Source organism: Granulicatella sp. WM01 (genome assembly GCF_004570605.1).
Taxonomy (GTDB): Bacteria; Bacillota; Bacilli; order Lactobacillales; family Aerococcaceae; genus WM01.
Window position 1 is genome coordinate 70320 of record NZ_SPPB01000001.1, and the last position, 20719, is coordinate 91038.

A 20719-nucleotide genomic window follows, 5' to 3' on the forward strand; every position below is an offset into this window, starting at 1 on the left:
ATGAAACGTGTTATTTTTACAAGAGAACATCCGCTACAAATGGAGTGGGTAGATAAATTGCAACAAGTTGGCTATCAAGTAGAGCATGTTCCATTAATAAAATGTCAAATTAATGCTATTCCAACTAGAGTATATGATGAACTTCAAGAAGATGATTGGGTGTTTTTTACAAGTCAAGTAGCGGCGAATTTTTTCTTTGAAAAAGCACAAGGCGCATTTGATAATCGTGCATTCCATATTGCAACAATCGGTCCACAAACATCAGAAACAGTACAAGCATGGGGGTACTCTGTAACATTTGAATCCGATAAATTTTACGCTAAAGACTTAGTTAGTGATTGGTGTAAAGTGTATACAACGCCTAAACGTATTTTTATTCCGCAAAGTAGTTTAGCTGCTAAGCATTTAGAAATTTCTCTTAACAATTTGGGTCATGATGTATTGGCGTGGGTGATGTATGAAACTATTTATCATCCTGAAGGACAAAAAAAGATTGCACAGTATATAGATGATGTGCCTACAATCTGGGCTTTTGCTAGTGGCTCAGCATGGGATAGTTTTTATGATGTACAAAAAGAGCTACCTGCTAGTCATGAAATTGCAGTAATTGGTACGACAACACGAGGGTGTGTCGAAAGAAATGGGCATCAGGCATCATACATGCCTTTAGAACCACAAATTGAAGATATGGTACAAGTGATTTTTGAACATGGGCAGAATAGCTAGTTTAAATTGGATAATGAGCAATTTAACTTTCTATAAGTGATATGGATTAAATTAGGAGTACGTATTAGCCTATAACTAGGTATGTATAGATAAATAACTCCAAGCAAGATAAGCGGTACATATTGTCAGTAGAATGGGGTTAATATGAGTATTTCTTATAAGTATACTATGTCCATTAGAAAAAGAATACGTCAAAAGGATAGTAAACACTAAGTGATTATATATTATAATAGGAGGAATATTATGGAGAGCTTTAAAAGACATCGTAGACTAAGACAAAACGCTGCATTACGTCATCTTGTCAGAGAAACAACCTTATCAATCAATGATTTTATTCAGCCTATTTTCGTTAAAGAGGGGATAACAGACAATCAGCCTATTTCATCTATGCCGGGAGTTTATCAGTTGGCATACGCACATGTTTTAGACGAAGTGAAAAATATTGTACATTTAGGTATTAAAGCGATTATTGTATTTGGTATTCCAAAAGATAAAGATGAAGTAGGTACCCAAGCCTCTAGTCAAGAAGGCATTGTGCAACGCACTATTCGTCATATTAAGGCACATTTTCCAGAGTTAATTGTCATTGCAGATACATGCTTATGTGAATTTACCAATCATGGACATTGTGGAGTATTAGACGGACACCATGTATGTAATGATGCTTCCCTAGAGAGATTAGTTGATGTAGCTATTTCACAAGCTAGAGCAGGTGCAGATATTATAGCACCGTCTAATGCTATGGATGGTTATGTATATGCTATTCGTCAAGGGTTAAATAAAGCAGGATTTGAATATGTTCCGATCATGTCTTATGCGGTGAAATTTGCCTCAAGTTTTTATGGGCCTTTTAGAGATGCAGGAGAAAGTGCTCCAGCTTTTGGAGATAGGAAAACTTATCAAATGGATCCAGCTAATCGATTGGAGGCACTGCGTGAAATTGAGAGTGATGTACAAGAAGGCGCTGATTTTGTTATGGTTAAGCCTGCCCTTGCTTTCTTAGATATTATTCGCGAGGTGAAAAATACCTGCTTATTACCGCTTGTAGCTTATAATGTGAGTGGCGAGTATGCTATGGTTAAGGCAGCAGCACAAAACGGTTGGATTGATGAAAAATCGGTTGTACAAGAATTGTTAATGAGTATGAAACGAGCAGGTGCAGATTTAATTATTACGTATTTTGCTAAAGATATGGCGAAATATTTGACAGAGGAGGGAGAAAAATGAATCGTTCACAAGAGGAATTTGCAAAGGCACAACGTATTTTCCCTGGGGGTGTAAATAGTCCTGTTAGAGCATTTAAAGCAGTGGGTGGCACACCTTTATTTATTGATTGTGCAAAAGGAGCGTATTTATACGATGTTGATCAACACAAATATATTGATTATGTATTGTCATGGGGGCCTATGATTTTAGGGCATGCACATGATGAGGTTGTGTCTAGTGTACAAAAAGCTATCACACGTGGAACTAGTTATGGTGCTCCAAGTGTGTCTGAAACAATGTTGGGAGCATTACTCCAAGAACGTGTTCCGTATTTAGAGAAATTACGTATGGTAAATTCTGGGACAGAGGCAACGATGAGTGCTATCAGAGTGGCACGTGGGTATACAAAACGAGATAAAATCGTTAAATTTATTGGGTGTTATCATGGTCATAGTGACAGTTTTCTTGTTCAGGCAGGTTCGGGGATTGCAACATTATCATTGCCTAACTCTCCAGGAGTCCCAGAAAGTGTTGTTCAGAATACCGTTACACTTCCTTATAATGATACACAAGCATTAACCACATATTTTGAAGAGCATGGAGAGCATATAGCAGCTGTTATTGTAGAAGCAGTCGCTGGGAATATGGGGTTAGTTAAAGGTGACGTAGAATTTATTCAGGCAATACGATGTTTAACTAAAGAGAGTGGAGCATTGATGATTGTTGATGATGTTATGGCAGGATTTCGTGCCAGTTATACAGGGAGCATGGGTGTATATGAGATTGAGCCAGATTTAATCTGTTTAGGAAAAGTGGTTGGAGGCGGTTTTCCAGTTGCGGTGTTTGGAGGGAAAGCTGAATATATGGATTGTGTGGCACCTCTTGGATCTGTCTATCAAGCAGGAACATTGTCTGGTAATCCAGTAGCTATGACGGCAGGCTATGAAACGTTGATACGTTTAACCCCTCAAGTCTTTACTACTATTGAACAACAAGTTGAAACACTATGTAACGGACTTAAAACATTGGCTAAAAAATATGCTGTTCCAATGCAGGTGGTTTCTGTTGGGACGATGTTTGGATTTTTCTTTAGCCCTAAGCCAGTTAGAAATTTTGAGGATTCAACTCAAGCTGACCATGAACTTTTTGCGAAAGTACATCAATTATTATTAGAAAGAGGTGTTTATGTCGCACCGTCACAGTATGAAGCTAACTTCATGTCGAGTGCACATACTTCTACTGATATTCAACAAACCTTAAATGCGTTTGAGGAAGTCTTTGCAATAATTTAAGAGGAGGCGTTATGGGAAAAATATGTTTAGTTACAGGTGGAGTGCGCAGTGGAAAGTCTGACTTTGCAGAACAACAAATTTGGCATGAACAAGATGTGTGTTACATTGCAACAGGAGTCATGCATCAAAAAGATGAGGAATTTTCAGAACGGATTAAACAGCACCAAGAACGCCGACCATCATCTTGGGCAACTCTGGAGCAGTATTATGACCTAGCACAGTGTTTTGCACATCAGCAGCATAAAACGTATTTGTTAGATTGTGTAACGATGTTGACGACTAATATTTTATTTGACAAAGTAGCAACACAGTATCCTGATAAAATGGCTATGGCAGATGACGACTTTTTAACTAGGGAGCAGCAAAGTGGGTTAATAGATCAACTTTTAGTGGAGTGGCAGGCTATTCTTAGATCTATCAAGGCAAGTAGTGCAACAGTGTGGATGGTTACAAATGAAGTTGGAATGGGCATTGTCCCAGAAACACGACTAGGACGTTTTTATAGAGATTTGCAAGGCAAAATTAATCAACTAATAGCAAAGGAGGCAGACGAAGTTTACTTAGTTATTTGTGGACTGAGTCAACGCTTAAAATGATTTCTTCATTAATAATTTTTACGCAATTTTTCAGTCGCATTCCTATTCACAAAGAAGTTGACTATCACTATTTATCAAAAGGTATTCGTTGGATTTCTTTATTTGGGTTATTATTAGGGGGCATATCCGCTGGAGTTTTTATGTTAGTGCGTGTCTTTTTTCCACTGCCAATAGCATGGGTGGTAGCTTTGATAACAGATATTTTGTTAACCTCTGGATTTCATTTAGACGCCTTGGCGGATATGGCAGACGGCTTATTTTCATCACGTACCAAAGAGAAAATGTTGGAGATTATGAAAGATAGTCGTGTTGGAAGTAATGGAGTAATCGCACTTATTTTGTATATTGTAGTGTATGTGATGAGTATTCACTATGTGGCGTTAAGCGACTGGCAATATATTGCTTTAGTTGCAGTATTAAGCATGATTGGTAAAGGTGCATTAGCTTTGCAATTAGTTAATATGGTTTATGCAAGAAGTCAATCGGGGTTGGGTCATGTATTTTGTGGCACGAAAACACAGGACATTATGTATGCACAAATTCTTCCAATCTGTGTAAGTGGAGCATGTTTTGGGTGGAAAGGATTATTAGCATATGGATTAGTGTGTATCAGTGCATTAGGTTATCGGAAGTTTGTATATAGCAAAATACAAGGACATACTGGGGATACACTAGGGGCATTTGTAGAAATTGCACATATTGTCTTTATGTTAGGGCTGATGATATAATATGAAAGAGCTTTACTTATTTAGGCATGGGCAAACAGATTATAATGTGAAACGTGCTTTTTACGGTTCGAGCGATGTTCCACTTAATGAAACAGGCATACAACAAGCTCGCACAATACAAATTGCACTATCTTCAATTAAAATAGATACAGTTTATACGAGTGACTTATTACGTGCAAAGCAAACGGCAAAAATTGTTTTTCCCAATTTTTTTAGTCACCCACTACCCCAATTAAATGAAAAAGGGTTTGGATTGTGGGAAGGATTAGATGCCAATGCTATTCAAGAGGCTTTTCCGATTGAGTGGCAAGCATGGTTAAATGATCCGTTTGCGTATACCCCACCACAAGCTGAACAGTTTAAACTATTTGAACAACGTGTCTTGTCTGGTTTGAATACAATTTTAAAGCAAACTCAGCAAGATAAACGGATAGCTATTGTGGCACACTTAGGTGTGTTACGGATTATATATCAACAATTAATTGATAAACAAGCAGATTTTTGGTCCATTGATTTTCCTCAGGGGGAGGTGAGGATATTTAGCTGGTATGAGGAACAATGGCACATAAAAAAGGAGTGAATACATGAAATTAACAGACGCATTTACTTTTGATAATGGATTAACATTAAAAAATCGTGTTGTTATGGCACCTATGACAATAGGTGCATGCAAAGCGGACGGAAAAGTATCGCAAGACGATATTTCTTATTATGCCAAACGGGCTGAACATGTTGGCATGATTATTACAGGGTGTGCATGTATTGATCCATTAGGAGAGGCTTTTGAAAATAGTTACCGTGTATTTGATGAAAGCTGTATTCCAGGCTTGAGCCAACTTGCTCAAACTATTCAACACAAAGGTGCTAAAGCAATTTTACAAATTTATCACGGTGGAAGAATGGTTTTTCCTGATGTGATTAAAAGTACTCCTGTTGCACCAAGTGCAATAAAAGCTCCGAGAAATTTTACTGCTCAGCCCCGTGCTTTAAGTGCAAAAGAAGTAGATGATTTAATGCAGAAATTTTTAAATGCAATTCATTACGCTATTCAAGCAGGATTTGACGGTGTTGAATTACATGGAGCAAATACATATTTATTGCAACAATTTGTTTCGCCTCATTCTAATAGACGTCGAGATAAATGGGGAGGCAGTGCAAACAATCGCATGCGTTTTAGCAAAACATTAGTGAAAAAAGCTAAAAAACTAATTGCAGATGAAGCAACTAAGCCGTTTATTTTAGGGTATCGTTTTTCTCCGGAAGAAATTGAGGAGCCAGGAATTACGTTACATGACACGTTACAGCTATTAGAGCAACTCATTATTCATGGAATTGATTATTTACATATCTCTTCATCTCACGTGTGGCGTAGTTCAATTCGATATACAGATAATAACGAGCCGATTATTGAGAAAATAGTGCAAAAAATCAATCAGCGTGTTCCACTTATTGCCGTAGGCGATATTCATACAAAAGATGATGTTAATCGCATAATGGATGCCAATATACCATTATTTGCTTTAGGGAAAGCATTATTATTAGATCCAGAATGGCCTGTTAAAATTGCAAATGATAGACAAGATGAGATTATCACAATATACCGTGACGAATTGCAACATCATTTAGCTTTACCAAGTCGTTTTGTTCAAGATTTACGAGGGTATTTAGAAGGGGACTATTAATTCTCATTTAGCACATATTTTCAGCGAAGAAAATATAATGAGAAAAGCATAGAAAAGACACAAAGATGTCAGTTTAACGAAGGAGTTATTTATCATGAAAACGAAAAAATTATTACTAGGAGCATTAAGTGCATTGTTTGTTTTAGCAAGTTGCCAAGCTCCACAAAACACATCAGAAAAATCAACAAGTCAAAGTGATGCCAAAGAACGCTTAGTTATGGCTTGGGGAGAAGATGTAGCAGAAATCAACCCACATTTATATAACCCAGATCAATTCATTACACAAGATATGGTATACGAAGGACTTGTTCGTTATGGCGATAATGGTGTTATTGAGCCTGCTTTAGCAGAATCTTGGACATTATCAGAAGATGGAACAGTTTATACATTCAAATTACGTAAAACAAACTTTTCAGACGGTACACCATTTAACGCAGAAAATGTTAAGCGTAATTTTGATGTGATTTTTTCAGAGAAAACAAAAGCAGAACATAAGTGGTTTGACTTTACAAACCGTATGGTATCTTATCGTGTGGTAGATGAGTATACATTTGAAATTACATTGGATAAAGCATACAGTGCGACTTTATATGATTTAGCCATGATACGTCCAATTCGCTTTTTAGGAAATGCTGGTTTCCCAGAAGGAGATGACACAAGCAAGGGAATTAAAGCGCCTATTGGAACAGGAGCATGGGTTTTAAAAGAGAAAAAAGCTAATGAATATGCAACATTCATACGTAATGAAAATTATTGGGGTGAAAAACCTAAGTTAAAAGAAGTAACAATCCGTATTATTCCAGACGGACAAACACGTGCATTGGAATTTGAAGCAGGTAAATTAGATATGATTTATGGAAATGGCTTAATTAGCTTGGATACATTTGAAACATATAAAAATAATCCAGCTTACACAACAGCTGTATCTCAACCAATGTCATCACGTCTGTTATTATTAAATGCATCTAAAACCCAATTTTCAGATAAAAATGTACGTAAAGCATTAAACTATGCTATGAATAAACAAGAAATTTCAAACGGTATTTTTAAAGGTGCTGAAACACCAGCTTCAACAATCTTTTCAAAATCAACACCTTACTCTGATGCTGGAGTAGAACCTTACCAATACGACCTAGCAAAAGCTGAAAAGTTATTAGATGAAGCTGGTTGGGTAAAAGGTTCAGACGGTATTCGTGTTAAAGACGGTCAAAAACTAGTTGTTTATATGCCATATATTGCAACAAAAGTGCAAGATAAAGAAATTGGCGAATATTTACAAGGTGAATGGAAAAAATTAGGTTTAGACGTGATGCTACAAGCCTATGAAGAAGATGATTATTGGTCAAATGCCAAGACAGGTAATTTTGATGTGATGTTAACTTATTCATGGGGGGCACCATGGGACCCACATGCTTGGATGACTGCCTTAACAGAGCAATCTGCACATGGACACCCAGAAAATGTGAGTTTAGAATCTTTAGCGGTAAAACCAGAACTAGATGAATTAATCAAGAAAACTTTAGTCGCTAAAACAAAAGAAGAAACAGCAGCAGGATACAAAAAAGCATTGCAAATTTTACATGAGGAAGCTATCTATATTCCTCTAACATATCAATCTTTAATATCAGTTTATCGTACAGGTGAATTGGACGGAGTGAGATTTATGCCACAAGAAAACGAATTACCACTTCGCTATATTAACAAATTGAAATAATCTCAAGTATTCAGCCGTCATCACATCAAGTGCCATTTAGATGTTGTGTAGGAAAAGTTAACCCAATAAACAGCCTAACAACATAAAGGCTTGCACAATAAATGGATAACTTTAATATAAAATAAAGGCACATGATAATCAGATGAAGAGATGATTTTCATGTGCCATTTATTTAAAAATAAACGATTACGTTTGTTTTGCACTTTATATAGAGATAGGTTATTAGCTAATTATGTATCAGTTTATGTGTACATAACGTGTAAACAAACCTAATCGTTTATGTGTTGATGATGGGTGAGTGCGTTTTAAAAAGAAAGGATATTGATATGTTTATAAAAGGCATAAAAAAAATAGCATCTATTTTAGCTGCTTTAGGTGTAGTGTCCCTCATGACATTTTTATTAATTAAAGCCTCTTCATCAGATCCAGCAGAAAATTTTCTACGTGTTTCTCATATTCCGATTACACCTGAAGCCGTTGCAAAAGCTAGAGAAGATTTGGGGTTAAACCTTAGTTTGCCTGAACAATACGTGATGTGGTTAGGACAGATTATGCAAGGTAACTTTGGTATATCCTATTTATATAAAAGTGATGTATTAACGCTAGTTGTTACTGGTTTTCTGTCAACATTACATCTAGGCATTGTGACATTCTGTCTTGTGTTGATTGGTTCACTTGGACTTGGATTATTGAGTGCATGGTATCGTGGAAAGTGGATAGATAAATTCATTCGAGTTTTTACCTATATTAGTGTATCTATGCCAACTTTTTGGCTAGGGTACTTATTGATGATTGTATTTGGTGTTTATTTGAAAATTTTACCTGTTTCAGGAAAAGAATCTCCATTAAGCATTGTGTTACCAAGTGTAACCATGAGTATACCACTATTAGGACAATATATTGCATTAATTAGACGTCATGCTATTGAACAGTTAAGTAGCGATCATGCTAAAAATGCCATATTACGAGGGGTAAACTCAATGTATTTAATCAAAAATCATGTGTTAAAAAACATGATGCCAGTTATGGTATCTAGTTATATGATGACATTTGCCTATTTAATTACAGGATCATTAATTATAGAAGAAGTCTTTTCATGGCGAGGGATTGGACATTTATTTGTCAGTGCTGTTCAAGCAGGAGATGTACCTGTTATTCAAGCGTGTATGCTACTGTTCGGAGTGCTATTTTTATCTATTAATGCACTTATGCAATACGCTATGAAAAAAAGCAATCCATTATTAAGGAAAGAAGGTGACTATTGTGGGGAAATGTGCTAGTCCAAAAAAGAGAAAAATCCCATTCAGAGTGATTTTAGCACTTAGTTTTATTGCATTGCTATTATTATGCGTCTGCTTTGCTCCACTAATAGCACCACATGATCCTTATTATGTAGATGTATCACGAAAAATGATGCCACCTAGTGCAACGCATTGGTTAGGAACAGATAATTTAGGACGAGATGTGTTTTCACGTTTAATATATGGTGCACAATTTTCCATTTTACTAGCGGTTATTATTAGTGTACTAGAAATTATTATTGGTAGTGTCATTGGTATTGTTGTGGGCTGGTATGGGAAAAAAGTAGAACGTTCATTTTTGTGGATAACAAATATTATTTCTGCTTTTCCTAGTTTTCTTTTAGCCATTGCAATAGCCGGTGTTTTAGGACAAGGAACAAATAATTTGATTGTATCTATTGTGGTTATTGAATGGATATACTATGCTAAAATTGTTGTCAGTTTAGTGAAAACACATAAACATGCTCCACATGCTATTGTTGCTAAAACTCTTGGATATTCAAGAACGTATATTATGGTGCATCATATTTTACCATTTATTTATAAGCCAATTTTAACCTTAGTGTTAATGAATGTAGGAAGTATTGTACTGATGATTTCAGGATTCTCGTTTTTAGGTATTGGTGTGCAGCCTAGTCTAGCTGAATGGGGAATGATGTTACACGATGCTAAGAATTTCTTTAGAACACATATGCTCCTTATGGCATACCCAAGTTTAGCGATTTTGTGTACAGTCGTGTCATTCAATGTATTAGGCGAAGAATTGCAAGGGAGAGAGTAGATGAGTATACAACTAAAACAATTAGACGTTCTACACGGGAAAAAAGTATTATTACATCATATCAATTTGACTATTCCTAAGGCACAATGTGTCGTTATTATTGGAGAAAGTGGTGCAGGTAAAACCATGTTGTTACGGGCTCTAATGGGAAATTTGCCTGCTAGTACATCATTTTCAGGGCAACTTTTGTATGATAATAAAGAGCAAAGCTTATCAGGCAATACTCTTGCAAAAAGCAAAATCACGTATATGGTTCAAAATCCAATGAGTATGTTTAATCCATTTCAAAAAATAGAGAGCCATTTTATTGAAATGGTGCAATCCCATGAACATCTCTCAAAAAAAGAAGTACTTCAATTGGCAAAAGAAAACCTAGCTCAAGTGAGTTTGGAAGAGCAGGTACTCCAATATTATCCGTTTGAATTAAGTGGAGGTATGCTCCAAAGAATTATGTTTGCCATGTCGTTAAGTTTAAATGCTCAAGTGTATATTTTAGACGAGCCAACTAGTGCATTAGATTATTATACTAGTCAGTTTATTGTTCACATGATACAGACATTAAAATCAGAAGGCAAAACGGTCATTTTAACAACGCATGATTACACATTTGCAAAACAAGTAGGCAATACAATGCTTGTGATGAAAAAAGGGAAACATATTGCACACGATACAGTGGATAACATTTTATCTTCTAAGGACACTTATATCCAGTCATTAACGCAAAATCCATATCAAAGATTGGTATAGTATAAAGGGTTGTGTAAATAGAAACAAAAGGAGAAAATTATGCTACAAGTAGAACATATCTACAAACGTTATGGAAAACAAAGCGTTTTAGAAGATTGTCATCTCACCATTCAATCTGGTGAAATTATTGGCATTATGGGCAAAAGTGGTTCTGGAAAAAGTACGTTGGCAAAAATTATTGCTGGCGTAGAGCAGGCAACAAGTGGACAAGTGTTTTATGATGGAAGAGCTTATTCCATTCATCAAAATCTCCCGTCTATTCAATTAGTATTCCAAGATGCCTATCAAGCGGTGCATTCAAAGTGGACGATTGAGAAGATTTTACAAGAAGCACAGCGTAAAGAAAAAAACAAAGATGTGATTCAACGTGTATTAGAAGATGTTGAGTTGGATAAAACATGCTTAAAAAAATATCCATATCAATTAAGTGGAGGGCAACTACAACGTGTATGTATTGCACGAGCATTATTAGCTAAGGCGAAAGTTATTATATTTGATGAAGCATTGAGCGGGTTAGATCCACTCATTCAAGGAAAAATTATTCGTTTATTGCATGGCTTGAAACAAAAGTATCAACAAACGTATATATTTATTGCACATGATTTTACATTATGTTATGCCTTGTGTCACCGTGTGTTAGTTATGGATAAAGGGAAAATAGTTGAAGAAATAACAGATTTTACTTTACCTATTCACTCACAGTATATTAATACGTACATTCCATAAGAGAAACAAAGATGTGCTAAAACACTAAACATTGACATAAAAAAAAACGTTCCTTATAATGAGAAGAACAGTAGTTTAGAAATAGGAGAATGATATGAAAAAAGTGATGTTTGTTGGAGCTGTTGGAGTTGGAAAAACCACTTTGACACAACGATTGAAAGGTGTAGATATTAGCTACCATAAGACTCAAGCCATTCAGTTTCATCAAGAAATTATAGATACCCCTGGAGAATTTTTACAACATCGAGAGTTTTATCAAGCCTTAATGGTTACGAGTGCAGAAGCAGATGTAGTGGGGCTATTGTTAGCAGCAACTGAAAAACAACAAATTTTTCCGGCTGGATTTGTGTCACTATTCAATAAACCAGTTATTGGTGTTATTACGAAAATGGATTTATTAGAAGAGGGTGGCGAAAGACGTTTAGCCATGTTAGAAAATCAGTTAAGAAGCGCAGGTGCAAAAGAAATTTTTAAAATTTCATCTGTTGAAAACCAAGGTATTCAAGCATTACGTCAATACTTGGGTGCAGATGACGTGGAGTAAGTGGATATGATTGAGCATGGTGGCAATGTTGACAAAATCGCTAGACAATTAGGGATAGATGCAACGCAATTAGTAGATTTTAGTGCCAATATTAATCCTTTAGGAATGCCTAAATCATTGAAACAAAAATTTGGAGAATTATTGGCATTGACTCAACATTATCCAGATATTGAGTATACAGTACCTAGAGAATATATTGCACGATATGAACAGGTATCTTTAGAGCATGTATTATTATCAAATGGAGCGGCACAAGCCTTTTTTGAAGTAGCACAAGCGTTAAACCCTAAACGTTTACTGATTTTAGCTCCTACATTTTCAGAATATAGACAAGCATTTTCTCAAGTGGGAACGGAAATTATAGAGTATGTGTTACATGCAGATAATGAGTACATGTGGACTTTTGAGGAGATTTGTCCAAGTGTGGATATTCTTGAAAAAGATGATGTTGTCTTAATTTGTAATCCGAATAATCCAACTGGACAATTGGTAGACATAATCGAATTAGAAAAATTGGCACAGTATGCAAGTCAAAAACATTTTCGTCTTTTAATTGATGAAGCATTTATTGATTTTGTTTATCCAAGACAAGCACATTCTTTTGTAGGGTATTTACATAAGTATCCTCGTGTTATTCTTTTTAAATCGTTGACAAAATTTTTTGCTATTCCAGGTTTACGTCTAGGATATGCACTTAGTGGAGATACGCACTTGTTACAAACGATTATGAATACACGAGTGCCTTGGAGTGTGAATGGATTGGCATCAGCAGCCATTCCTATTTTATTAGAAGATACACATTATCATCATCAAACACATCAATGGTTAGCACAAGAAAAAGAGTGGTTATATGAGCAATTAAGTCAGTTTAAGCAGTGTCGGGTGTTTTATCCTCGTGTGAATTATATATTTTTCGAATGTGCAGCGTCGCTTAATTTGGTGCAGGCATTATTGCAAAAAGGTATTCTCATTCGCTCGTGTCAAAATTATACCAGTTTAACAGCACACCATTATCGAGTAGCAGTTAAGTCAAGAGAGCATAACGAACTACTCATTAACGCCTTAAAAAGTATTTTTCTAGGAGATTAATATGCAAAAAATTATTAGCAGTTGTTATGGCTCTTGTGGAGAGTTATTTCAAGGAATTGTAGACGGTCAAGAACTACTCATTTCTTATCATATTAATCAAAAAAATAGTGTGATATGGCAAGTTGACAACTCAACTGATCAATCATTAAGCAAAATGATAGAGGCAAAGCAATTTTTTTCTAACCATGAACCTTTGAATTTAAAACGTTTTTGCAACCTTCCAGTTGGAAAAGGATGTGCTAGTAGTACAGCAGATATTATTTCAACATTGCAAATTATGGCACAGTTAAAACAAGCACACCTTTCAGCAGAAGATACTACACGATTATGTGCTAAAATTGAACCAACAGATTCTATTGCTTTTTCACAATGGACAGCTATTAATCCGCTAAATGGAGAAGTAAAGGAACATTTTGATTGGGAACCGAGATTGTATGTATACATGCTTGAGCCACTTGATACGATAGATACGCTGACTTTACCAAGAATGAGTGAAAGTGCCTATTATGATAAAGTCGCTTCCCAGCAATTGTATCAGCATTTGCAACAGGCAATAAAAACAAAAGATTTAGCTTATTTAGGTGATGTAAGCACACAATGTGCATTATTGAACCAAGTACGACTACCTAAAGCATATTTGTTTGAATTAATTCGTTTTGTACATCTGGAGAAATTATTAGGGCTAAATATTGCACATAGTGGAACGGTAGTAGGATTATTATTGAGAGAAAAAGATGTCAGTAGAGTAGATGAATTGGAAGCCAAGATAGCACGGCAATCTTTTGCAAAATATTATCAAAAAAGAGCATTATATCAAATTGTATATCGAGGAATGGAAGTAAATGTATGGAAATAAATCATGTGCTAGAGAATATACAGAAAATTGATCACGTATATATACAACAAGCGAGAAAATATTGTGATAATCTTGCTAAACCGTTGGGAGCTCTTGGGAAATTAGAAGACATTTATTGTAGATTGTATGCCATGTTTTGTGGTAAAATCATTATAGACAAAAAAATTGTTATTGTCTATGTTGCAGATAATGGCATTTGTCAAGAGGGCATATCGGCGAATCCGCAAGTGACCACATACCAAGTCGGCAAAAATATGCTGGAAGGAAATGCTGGTATCAATATTATGACTAAACAAGTTGGTGCAGATGTTTCAATAGTAGATATTGGATGTTTACAAGATTTAAGCTCGTTTTCAAATCAGAAAGTACGCTATGGAACGGAAAATGCTTTAAAAAGACCTGCCTTGACTAAAAAAGAAGCCTTACGAGCTATTCAAGTTGGATATGAGCATACGCTTCAATTGATTGAGCAAGGCTATACCGTTTTTGGTACAGGAGAAATGGGTGTAGGGAACACAACAACGTCTGTGGCTGTGATTAGTCAGTTACTAAGTAAAGATGCTCAAGAAATTGTAGGATTTGGTGCAGGAATTAATCAAGAAACGTTAGCACACAAAGCGCAAATTATTAAACGAATGATTGAGCATAATGCACCATACGAAGATGCTTTAGATGTCGCACGAAAAGTAGGTGGACTTGATATTTTGGGAATGGTTGGTACCTATCTAGCATGTGCAAAACACCAATTGCCTTTTGTTATTGACGGAGTCATCTCTATAGCTGCTTTGTTGGTTGCACACGCCTTAAACGAGAGTGTTTTAGATTATGCCTTTGCTTCGCATTGTTCAACAGAACCGGGGTATCAAGTGGTTAGTGAGTTTTTGAACCTTTCGCCAATGTTGCAATTAGATATGCGTCTAGGTGAGGGAACGGGGTGTCCATTATTGTTCTTTTTAATGGATATGGCAAAGCAAACTATGGAAACTATGCCAAGTTTTAAAACGGCACATTTAAATAAAGATGATTATGTAGACATAAGAAACAAAAAACTGGAGGAATAAACATGCAATTATACACAAAGACAGGGGATAAAGGGTTAACGAAATTAGTAGGTGGACAAAGCGTTGCTAAAGATTCTGAACGTGTATGTGCCTATGGTACTTTAGATGAATTAAATTCATGGGTAGGGTATACAATTAGTCAAATGGACAAACAAGATCCTATTGCTGATGAATTATTGCAATTACAACATTATTTATTTGACTGTGGTTCGGATTTATCCACACCACATGGTGTATACCCATATAAAGTAGATCAATCTTTAGTAGATTGGATTGAGAAACGGATTGATGTGTACGCAGAAATTCCACCAGCGTTAGAATCATTTATTTTACAAGGTGGTCATCCTATTGCAAGTATGATTCATGTGGCACGTACGATTGCACGTCGTGCAGAACGTCATATCGTAGGCACAATGTGGACAACAGAAATTAATAATCAAGTGCTTGTTTTTGTCAATCGTTTATCAGACTACTTTTTTGCTTTAGCACGTGTTTTAAACTATCAACACGGGGTTAAAGATATTCCCTATGAACGTAGTGGAAAAGTATTCCATAACAATATTACAAAAACAGATGTAGAACGTTGGGCAAAAGAAAGAGATGCTCGTTAATACATAAATAATAATAGATTTTACAGAATAGGGACTACCTAGACATATTGTCTAGGTAGTCCTTTTATTTATAATAGTTTATTATGAACTATCGGGCATATAGTACATATTACTAAAATTTTTTTAAGTGTTTATTAAAGGGTGTTGATGAATGCTCTTTTCTTAGTGGTATAAAAACAATCGTGTCATACAATAAAAACGCTTACTTATGTGATTTATTGCACATCCAAACGATACGGATTCTGAAAAGAGTATATAATAGGAGGTGAGATATTTCTAAGTAGGGGTTAAATTGTGGATAGTCACAAAAAATTTGATTAGGAAGGGTAAAAGTTGTATTTAATTCTGCTTATCAATTGTTAGTTCACATGAGATAAGGTGGAATATACGTAGGAGAAATACTGTCCCATGTAGCAGATATTTATCTGTTTTCAATTGATGTGATGAGTGAAAAAAATACATATACTGTGTTATATAATGAAATTTATTTTTCAAATAGAAAACGTTTGACAAAACACTTGTAAGCCTATACAATTTATATATTAAAAGATTATTAGAGAGTGTTTAATCTAGTAGGGAGGTATATAGAGCTGACAAAAAGTGTGTCAATATGGGTTAGGAAAAGATAATCTCTGTTTGATTATCATGGGTGAGGAGGCGTATTTGTATAGGTATATAAATGATATATAGAGTAAAACATGTACTTAGGAGGAAAATATGAATAAAAAATGGGTAAAAACTGTACTAGTGTGTTTAGCAGGAATAAGTATAACAAAAATGACAACGTTTACAAATGTGTTTGCACAGACAAATCATGTTAATTTAGCCTTACATAAACAGGCTAGTTCAAGTGCAGATGAAGCAGACGTATTCAATGCTAGCCAAGTCACAGATGGACGCTTAGATACAAGGTGGGCTAGTGATGTTGGGGTTAATCAAAAATGGATAAGTGTAGACTTAGGGTCAATACAAAGTGTAAGATCTGTGGTATTAGATTGGGAGAGAAAAAATGTAACGGATTACCGAATTTTAGTATCTGAAAATGGAACAGATTGGACTGAAGCAAAAGTTTTAACGACACAACCGAATGCATTTCGTGACATTATTAATTTTGATACTGCATATCAAGCTCGCTATGTGAAACTAGAAGTGAATAATTTTAATCCAACAGGAGAAAAAGAAGACGGACGTTCTGTAACGTGGGCGACAGTATCGCTATATGAATTTGGTGTTTATACTGAAACGATTGATGCACCAATTAATTTAGCGTTTCGTAAGCCAGCAAGAAGTAGTGCAAATGAGGCATCATTTTTAAATGCTAGTTTAGCTACTGATGGAAATGAAAACACGAGATGGGCTAGTGATGTGGGAATTAATCAAAAATGGATAAGCGTAGATTTAGGATCCTTACAAACTGTAAAATCTGTTGTATTAGATTGGGAGAGAAAAAATGTAACAGATTATCGGATATTAATCTCTGAAAACGGAACAGATTGGACTGAAATGAAGCATCTTACTCAAAAACCAGCTCAATTTAAAGACATTATTCTTTTGGATAGACCTTATCAAACACGTTATATTAAAGTAGAAATCAATCATTTTGATGCTTCTGGGGAAACAAAAGAAGGAAAATCTGTGACGTGGGAAACTGTATCTTTGTATGAACTTGCTGCTTATGCTAAGGATTATCAAGAAGATACAAACACGCAAACATTACAAGAGATTGCTCAAGGATTAACTATTCCAGCTATTTCAGCTGATATGCAAAAATGGCAATTACCTGATGTTCCAAAAGATGTTGAGATAGAATTTATTGGAGCGGATTTTGAGCAAATTATTGATAGAGATTTAACGATATATCGTCCTTTAGTAGACACTAAAGTTTCTGTGAATTATCGTTTAAGACGGGGAGAGGAAGTATTTGAAACTCCTGCTTTTGATATTATTGTTCCAGGTCAATATACGATAGAAGCAAGTGATAATGTTAAGCCAGCTATTTTGCCATCTATTGCAGAGTGGAAAGGACATACTGGGCAGTTACCAATCCGTCAATTAACACGAATAGTTGTCAATCCTTCTAGCATGCAGGAGTTAATGCATGTGTTGACATCCTTTAGAAAAGATTATCAAGCAATAACAGGAGTGGCACTTGATATTGTTGAGGGTACCGTACCAACGGATACAGATATTTATTTCACTTTAGATTCATCAGATAAAGGATTAAAAGATGAAGGGTATCGTATTGCAATAGATAACCATGTGGCAGTAGAGGCAACTCACAAAAAAGGTGCTTATTGGGCAACACAGACATTGTTACAAATGTTAGTGGCACAAAAAGACCACTTTCCAAAAGGTTTAGCTCGTGATTATCCTAAATATGCACTTAGAGGCTTTGTATTAGATGTGGGCAGAAAACCTGTAAAATTAAGCACTTTACGTGAAATGATTAGAACATTAGCGTGGTATAAGTATAATGATATTCAATTGCATTTAAATGATAATTACATTTGGGTAGAAGAATACCAAACAAGTGAGAACCCTTATGGTGCTTACTCCGCTTTTCGTTTGGAATCGGAGATAAAAGAGGGGGGCAATGGCGGATTAAATAAAGCAGATCTGACGAGTAAAGATTTGTATTATACGAAACAAGAATTTAAAGACTTGATTGATGAGGCTAAGGAAATGGGAATTCAAGTCGTTCCTGAAATTGATGCTCCAGCGCATGCTCTTGCTTTTACAAAAGTACGACCAGATTTAACAATGACAAATAGACAAGTTAGAAGATGGGTAGATCATCTAGAAGTTGGCAATCCTCAAGCAATCCAATTTATTAAAGATGTGTGGAGTGAACAGTTGAACGGAGAAAGTGCACCTTTTGCTAATACATCAGTTATGCATATTGGAGCAGATGAATTTGAGGGAAATAATGAAGGCTTTAGACGTTTCACAGATGAACTGTTGACATTTGCTAAAGAAAATCACAAAACACCACGTGTATGGGGAAGTTTATCTATGAAACCGGGAAGTACGCCTGTTCAGTCCGAAGGTGTTCAAATGAATATTTGGAATACAGCTTGGGCTAATCCGAGTGACATGTACAAACAAGGATACCAATTAATTAACACGGTAGATGGACCTTTATATATCGTGCCAGGAGCAAATTATTACAATGATTATTTGAATAATGCCTATTTATATCAATCTTGGGAACCAAATAAATTCGATCATGTGACTATTCCAGCAGGCTCTACACAAATGTTAGGTTCAGCATTTGCCATTTGGAATGATATGATTGATAAAAAAGGCAATGGCATTTCAGAATATGATATTTATAAACGATTTGAACGTGCTTTACCTACTCTATCTACTAAAATGTGGGGAAATTCTGATATTGAGCATTACAATGATCTGATAAGTCGTTCTGCAACAATCAATTTACCTCCAATAATTAATCCGTATGATAGAGCTAAAACGCTTACTGACACAGTCTTGAAGTATCATTTTGATACAAGTACACCTAGTGATGTATCTGGTAATCATTATCATGGCATACATGCGGAGAATGTAATTTATTCTCAAGGAAAAAATGGGAAAGCATTACATTTAGCAGGAGAGAAAAGTTTTGTTCAGTTACCTATTCAAAATATAGGTCCAGAGTATACTGTATCATTTTGGATTAAACTAGATGATGATGCTACTGGAGAGCAAATTATTTTGGAATCTCAAAAAGGAAGTTTGAAAGCTGTTCAAAAAGAAACAGGGCAAGTAGGATTTTCACGTGAGGGATATGATTATTCATTCAACTATACGTTACCTAAAAATGAATGGGTGCATTTAAGTATTAAAGGGCATCAGAATTACAGTGAGCTGTATGTGAATAATCAGTTAGTAGATACTCTAGGTTTGGGAAGAACGGGAAATAAACTTTCAACATTTGTTTTACCAACAGAACGAATTGGTAGTCAGACTAAAGCAATGAAAGGATTATTAGATGATTTAGTAGTTACCTCCCATCAAAATAGTCAACTGGGTAGTGTGCCATCAAATGAATTAGTCGTCAGTAGTGATAATGAGGAACTAGACGGAGAAAATGGAAGTATAGCGAATGCATTTGATAAAAATCCTGCGACTATTTGGCATACAAAATGGTTCCCAAATAAACAAGAATTGCCTGCTAACATTTTGATTGATATGCAAAATCCACGCCTTATAAGTGGAATGGCATATTTGCCAAGGGGCGATTATGAAAATGGAGATATTTTAGAGTACCAACTATATGGGAAATTATCTGAACAAGATTCGTATACTCTATTGAAAGAGGGTACATTTACAGAAGGAAAACAGAGAAAATATATAACATTCGACGAGCCAAAATTGCTACAATACTTGAAATTAGTGGTTGTTTCAGGCAAACATGGTTTTGGTTCAGCAGCTGAGTTTGATATTTATGAAGTGGATTTAACACAACAACTAAAAGATTTAGTCGTGGAAGCAAAAGGATACAGAGATATATTATCTTCCTACACAGAACAATCTGTTGAACAATTAAAACAGAGTGTTTCTCAAGCAGAAGAGTTATTGAACAGTCCGTCCGATTCTCTACAACCATTTATTGAGAAGATTGCGCAATTAAAACAAGCATTACGTCAATTAGTTGTGAAAGAAGATGTTGTACCACAAGAAGAAACATCAAAAGAAACTAGTGCAAAACAAGAAGAGGCACCCCATGAAAGTAGTGTGGAGCAAGATGTGCCGTATGAAAATAGTACAATGCAAAAAGTCACATTGCATGAAAGTGGCATAACGCAAAAGTCCACATTGTATGAAAGTAGCACAACACAAAAATCCACGTCACAAGATAGTAGCATAACACAAAGGACTGTTTCAGACTCATCACAAGTGAGTGGCAGTTCTCAAGAAAGTAGTTCTGCACAAAGCCATAAAAATAAATTTTTACCATTCACTGGAAGTAGTATGCCAATGATTATAATAGGGGGAGTCAGTATTGGAATAGGGGTAGCTATACTACAAAAGAAAAGAGTAACTCGTAAATAGGAGT

At 35.5% G+C, this 20719-nt stretch carries 18 protein-coding genes; all 18 read left to right on the plus strand.

Translation table 11 applies throughout. The features are described from left to right. The 18 genes from E4T68_RS00345 (at position 1) to E4T68_RS00430 (ending at position 20715) form a co-directional block, all read left to right on the plus strand. Positions 1–726 (plus strand): uroporphyrinogen-III synthase, encoded by a 726-nt coding sequence (locus tag E4T68_RS00345; protein ID WP_135122982.1) that lies wholly within the window; start codon positions 1–3, stop codon positions 724–726. A 243-nt stretch (positions 727–969) separates the two neighbouring features. After that, entirely contained in the window at positions 970–1953 is a 984-nt protein-coding gene (hemB, locus tag E4T68_RS00350) for a porphobilinogen synthase (RefSeq protein ID WP_135122984.1), read from the plus strand. Then, positions 1950–3224: a glutamate-1-semialdehyde 2,1-aminomutase gene (hemL, locus tag E4T68_RS00355; protein ID WP_135122986.1), complete on the plus strand. Its 1275-nt coding sequence runs from the start codon at positions 1950–1952 to the stop codon at positions 3222–3224. Before hemB ends, hemL begins: the two co-directional genes overlap by 4 nt. A gap of 11 nt (positions 3225–3235) precedes the next feature. After that, on the plus strand, positions 3236–3820 hold the full coding sequence (gene cobU, locus E4T68_RS00360) for a bifunctional adenosylcobinamide kinase/adenosylcobinamide-phosphate guanylyltransferase (protein WP_135122988.1): 585 nt from the start codon (positions 3236–3238) through the stop codon (positions 3818–3820). Continuing rightward, positions 3817–4548, plus strand: a complete 732-nt coding sequence (gene cobS / locus E4T68_RS00365) for an adenosylcobinamide-GDP ribazoletransferase (protein ID WP_135122990.1) — start codon at positions 3817–3819, stop codon at positions 4546–4548. The genes cobU and cobS overlap by 4 nt, the downstream gene beginning before the upstream one ends. Position 4549: 1 nt before the next feature. Further along, positions 4550–5128 (plus strand): histidine phosphatase family protein, encoded by a 579-nt coding sequence (locus E4T68_RS00370; protein WP_135122992.1) that lies wholly within the window; start codon positions 4550–4552, stop codon positions 5126–5128. A gap of 4 nt (positions 5129–5132) precedes the next feature. Further along, positions 5133–6230 carry an NADH-dependent flavin oxidoreductase gene (locus E4T68_RS00375; RefSeq protein ID WP_135122994.1) on the plus strand — a complete coding sequence of 366 codons (1098 nt, stop codon included), beginning with the start codon at positions 5133–5135 and terminating at the stop codon, positions 6228–6230. Between the two features lie 94 nt (positions 6231–6324). After that, on the plus strand, positions 6325–7944 hold the full coding sequence (gene nikA / locus E4T68_RS00380) for a nickel ABC transporter substrate-binding protein (protein WP_135122996.1): 1620 nt from the start codon (positions 6325–6327) through the stop codon (positions 7942–7944). 326 nt (positions 7945–8270) lie between these two features. Next, on the plus strand, positions 8271–9224 hold the full coding sequence (locus E4T68_RS00385; RefSeq protein WP_135122998.1) for an ABC transporter permease: 954 nt from the start codon (positions 8271–8273) through the stop codon (positions 9222–9224). Between the two features lie 16 nt (positions 9225–9240). Then, positions 9241–10026: an ABC transporter permease gene (locus tag E4T68_RS00390; RefSeq protein WP_135123028.1), complete on the plus strand. Its 786-nt coding sequence runs from the start codon at positions 9241–9243 to the stop codon at positions 10024–10026. Further along, a complete protein-coding gene (locus E4T68_RS00395) occupies positions 10027–10773 on the plus strand; it encodes an ATP-binding cassette domain-containing protein (protein WP_135123000.1) in 747 nt (248 codons plus the stop codon). A 39-nt stretch (positions 10774–10812) separates the two neighbouring features. Further along, entirely contained in the window at positions 10813–11499 is a 687-nt protein-coding gene (locus E4T68_RS00400; RefSeq protein WP_135123002.1) for an ABC transporter ATP-binding protein, read from the plus strand. 94 nt (positions 11500–11593) lie between these two features. Further along, positions 11594–12043, plus strand: a complete 450-nt coding sequence (locus E4T68_RS00405) for a EutP/PduV family microcompartment system protein (protein WP_135123004.1) — start codon at positions 11594–11596, stop codon at positions 12041–12043. A gap of 6 nt (positions 12044–12049) precedes the next feature. Further along, positions 12050–13132: a threonine-phosphate decarboxylase CobD gene (gene cobD / locus E4T68_RS00410; protein ID WP_135123006.1), complete on the plus strand. Its 1083-nt coding sequence runs from the start codon at positions 12050–12052 to the stop codon at positions 13130–13132. Between the two features lies 1 nt (position 13133). Then, positions 13134–13988, plus strand: coding sequence for a kinase (locus E4T68_RS00415; RefSeq protein WP_135123008.1), 855 nt, complete (start codon positions 13134–13136; stop codon positions 13986–13988). Then, positions 13979–15049: a nicotinate-nucleotide--dimethylbenzimidazole phosphoribosyltransferase gene (gene cobT / locus E4T68_RS00420; protein ID WP_135123010.1), complete on the plus strand. Its 1071-nt coding sequence runs from the start codon at positions 13979–13981 to the stop codon at positions 15047–15049. The genes E4T68_RS00415 and cobT overlap by 10 nt, the downstream gene beginning before the upstream one ends. A gap of 2 nt (positions 15050–15051) precedes the next feature. Then, on the plus strand, positions 15052–15660 hold the full coding sequence (locus E4T68_RS00425; RefSeq protein ID WP_135123012.1) for a cob(I)yrinic acid a,c-diamide adenosyltransferase: 609 nt from the start codon (positions 15052–15054) through the stop codon (positions 15658–15660). A gap of 717 nt (positions 15661–16377) precedes the next feature. After that, complete coding sequence (locus E4T68_RS00430) at positions 16378–20715, plus strand: discoidin domain-containing protein (RefSeq protein ID WP_135123014.1); 4338 nt, start codon at positions 16378–16380, stop codon at positions 20713–20715. The last annotated feature ends 4 nt before the right edge of the window (positions 20716–20719 follow it).

What these genes read in the sequence shown, in the direction of transcription:
- E4T68_RS00345 (WP_135122982.1), top strand. Translation starts at nt 1, where the DNA reads ATGAAACGTGTTATTTTTACAAGAGAACATCCGCTACAAATGGAGTGG.
- hemB (WP_135122984.1), top strand. Translation starts at nt 970, where the DNA reads ATGGAGAGCTTTAAAAGACATCGTAGACTAAGACAAAACGCTGCATTA.
- hemL (WP_135122986.1), top strand. Translation starts at nt 1,950, where the DNA reads ATGAATCGTTCACAAGAGGAATTTGCAAAGGCACAACGTATTTTCCCT.
- cobU (WP_135122988.1), top strand. Translation starts at nt 3,236, where the DNA reads ATGGGAAAAATATGTTTAGTTACAGGTGGAGTGCGCAGTGGAAAGTCT.
- cobS (WP_135122990.1), top strand. Translation starts at nt 3,817, where the DNA reads ATGATTTCTTCATTAATAATTTTTACGCAATTTTTCAGTCGCATTCCT.
- E4T68_RS00370 (WP_135122992.1), top strand. Translation starts at nt 4,550, where the DNA reads ATGAAAGAGCTTTACTTATTTAGGCATGGGCAAACAGATTATAATGTG.
- E4T68_RS00375 (WP_135122994.1), top strand. Translation starts at nt 5,133, where the DNA reads ATGAAATTAACAGACGCATTTACTTTTGATAATGGATTAACATTAAAA.
- nikA (WP_135122996.1), top strand. Translation starts at nt 6,325, where the DNA reads ATGAAAACGAAAAAATTATTACTAGGAGCATTAAGTGCATTGTTTGTT.
- E4T68_RS00385 (WP_135122998.1), top strand. Translation starts at nt 8,271, where the DNA reads ATGTTTATAAAAGGCATAAAAAAAATAGCATCTATTTTAGCTGCTTTA.
- E4T68_RS00395 (WP_135123000.1), top strand. Translation starts at nt 10,027, where the DNA reads ATGAGTATACAACTAAAACAATTAGACGTTCTACACGGGAAAAAAGTA.
- E4T68_RS00400 (WP_135123002.1), top strand. Translation starts at nt 10,813, where the DNA reads ATGCTACAAGTAGAACATATCTACAAACGTTATGGAAAACAAAGCGTT.
- E4T68_RS00405 (WP_135123004.1), top strand. Translation starts at nt 11,594, where the DNA reads ATGAAAAAAGTGATGTTTGTTGGAGCTGTTGGAGTTGGAAAAACCACT.
- cobD (WP_135123006.1), top strand. Translation starts at nt 12,050, where the DNA reads ATGATTGAGCATGGTGGCAATGTTGACAAAATCGCTAGACAATTAGGG.
- E4T68_RS00415 (WP_135123008.1), top strand. Translation starts at nt 13,134, where the DNA reads ATGCAAAAAATTATTAGCAGTTGTTATGGCTCTTGTGGAGAGTTATTT.
- cobT (WP_135123010.1), top strand. Translation starts at nt 13,979, where the DNA reads ATGGAAATAAATCATGTGCTAGAGAATATACAGAAAATTGATCACGTA.
- E4T68_RS00425 (WP_135123012.1), top strand. Translation starts at nt 15,052, where the DNA reads ATGCAATTATACACAAAGACAGGGGATAAAGGGTTAACGAAATTAGTA.
- E4T68_RS00430 (WP_135123014.1), top strand. Translation starts at nt 16,378, where the DNA reads ATGAATAAAAAATGGGTAAAAACTGTACTAGTGTGTTTAGCAGGAATA.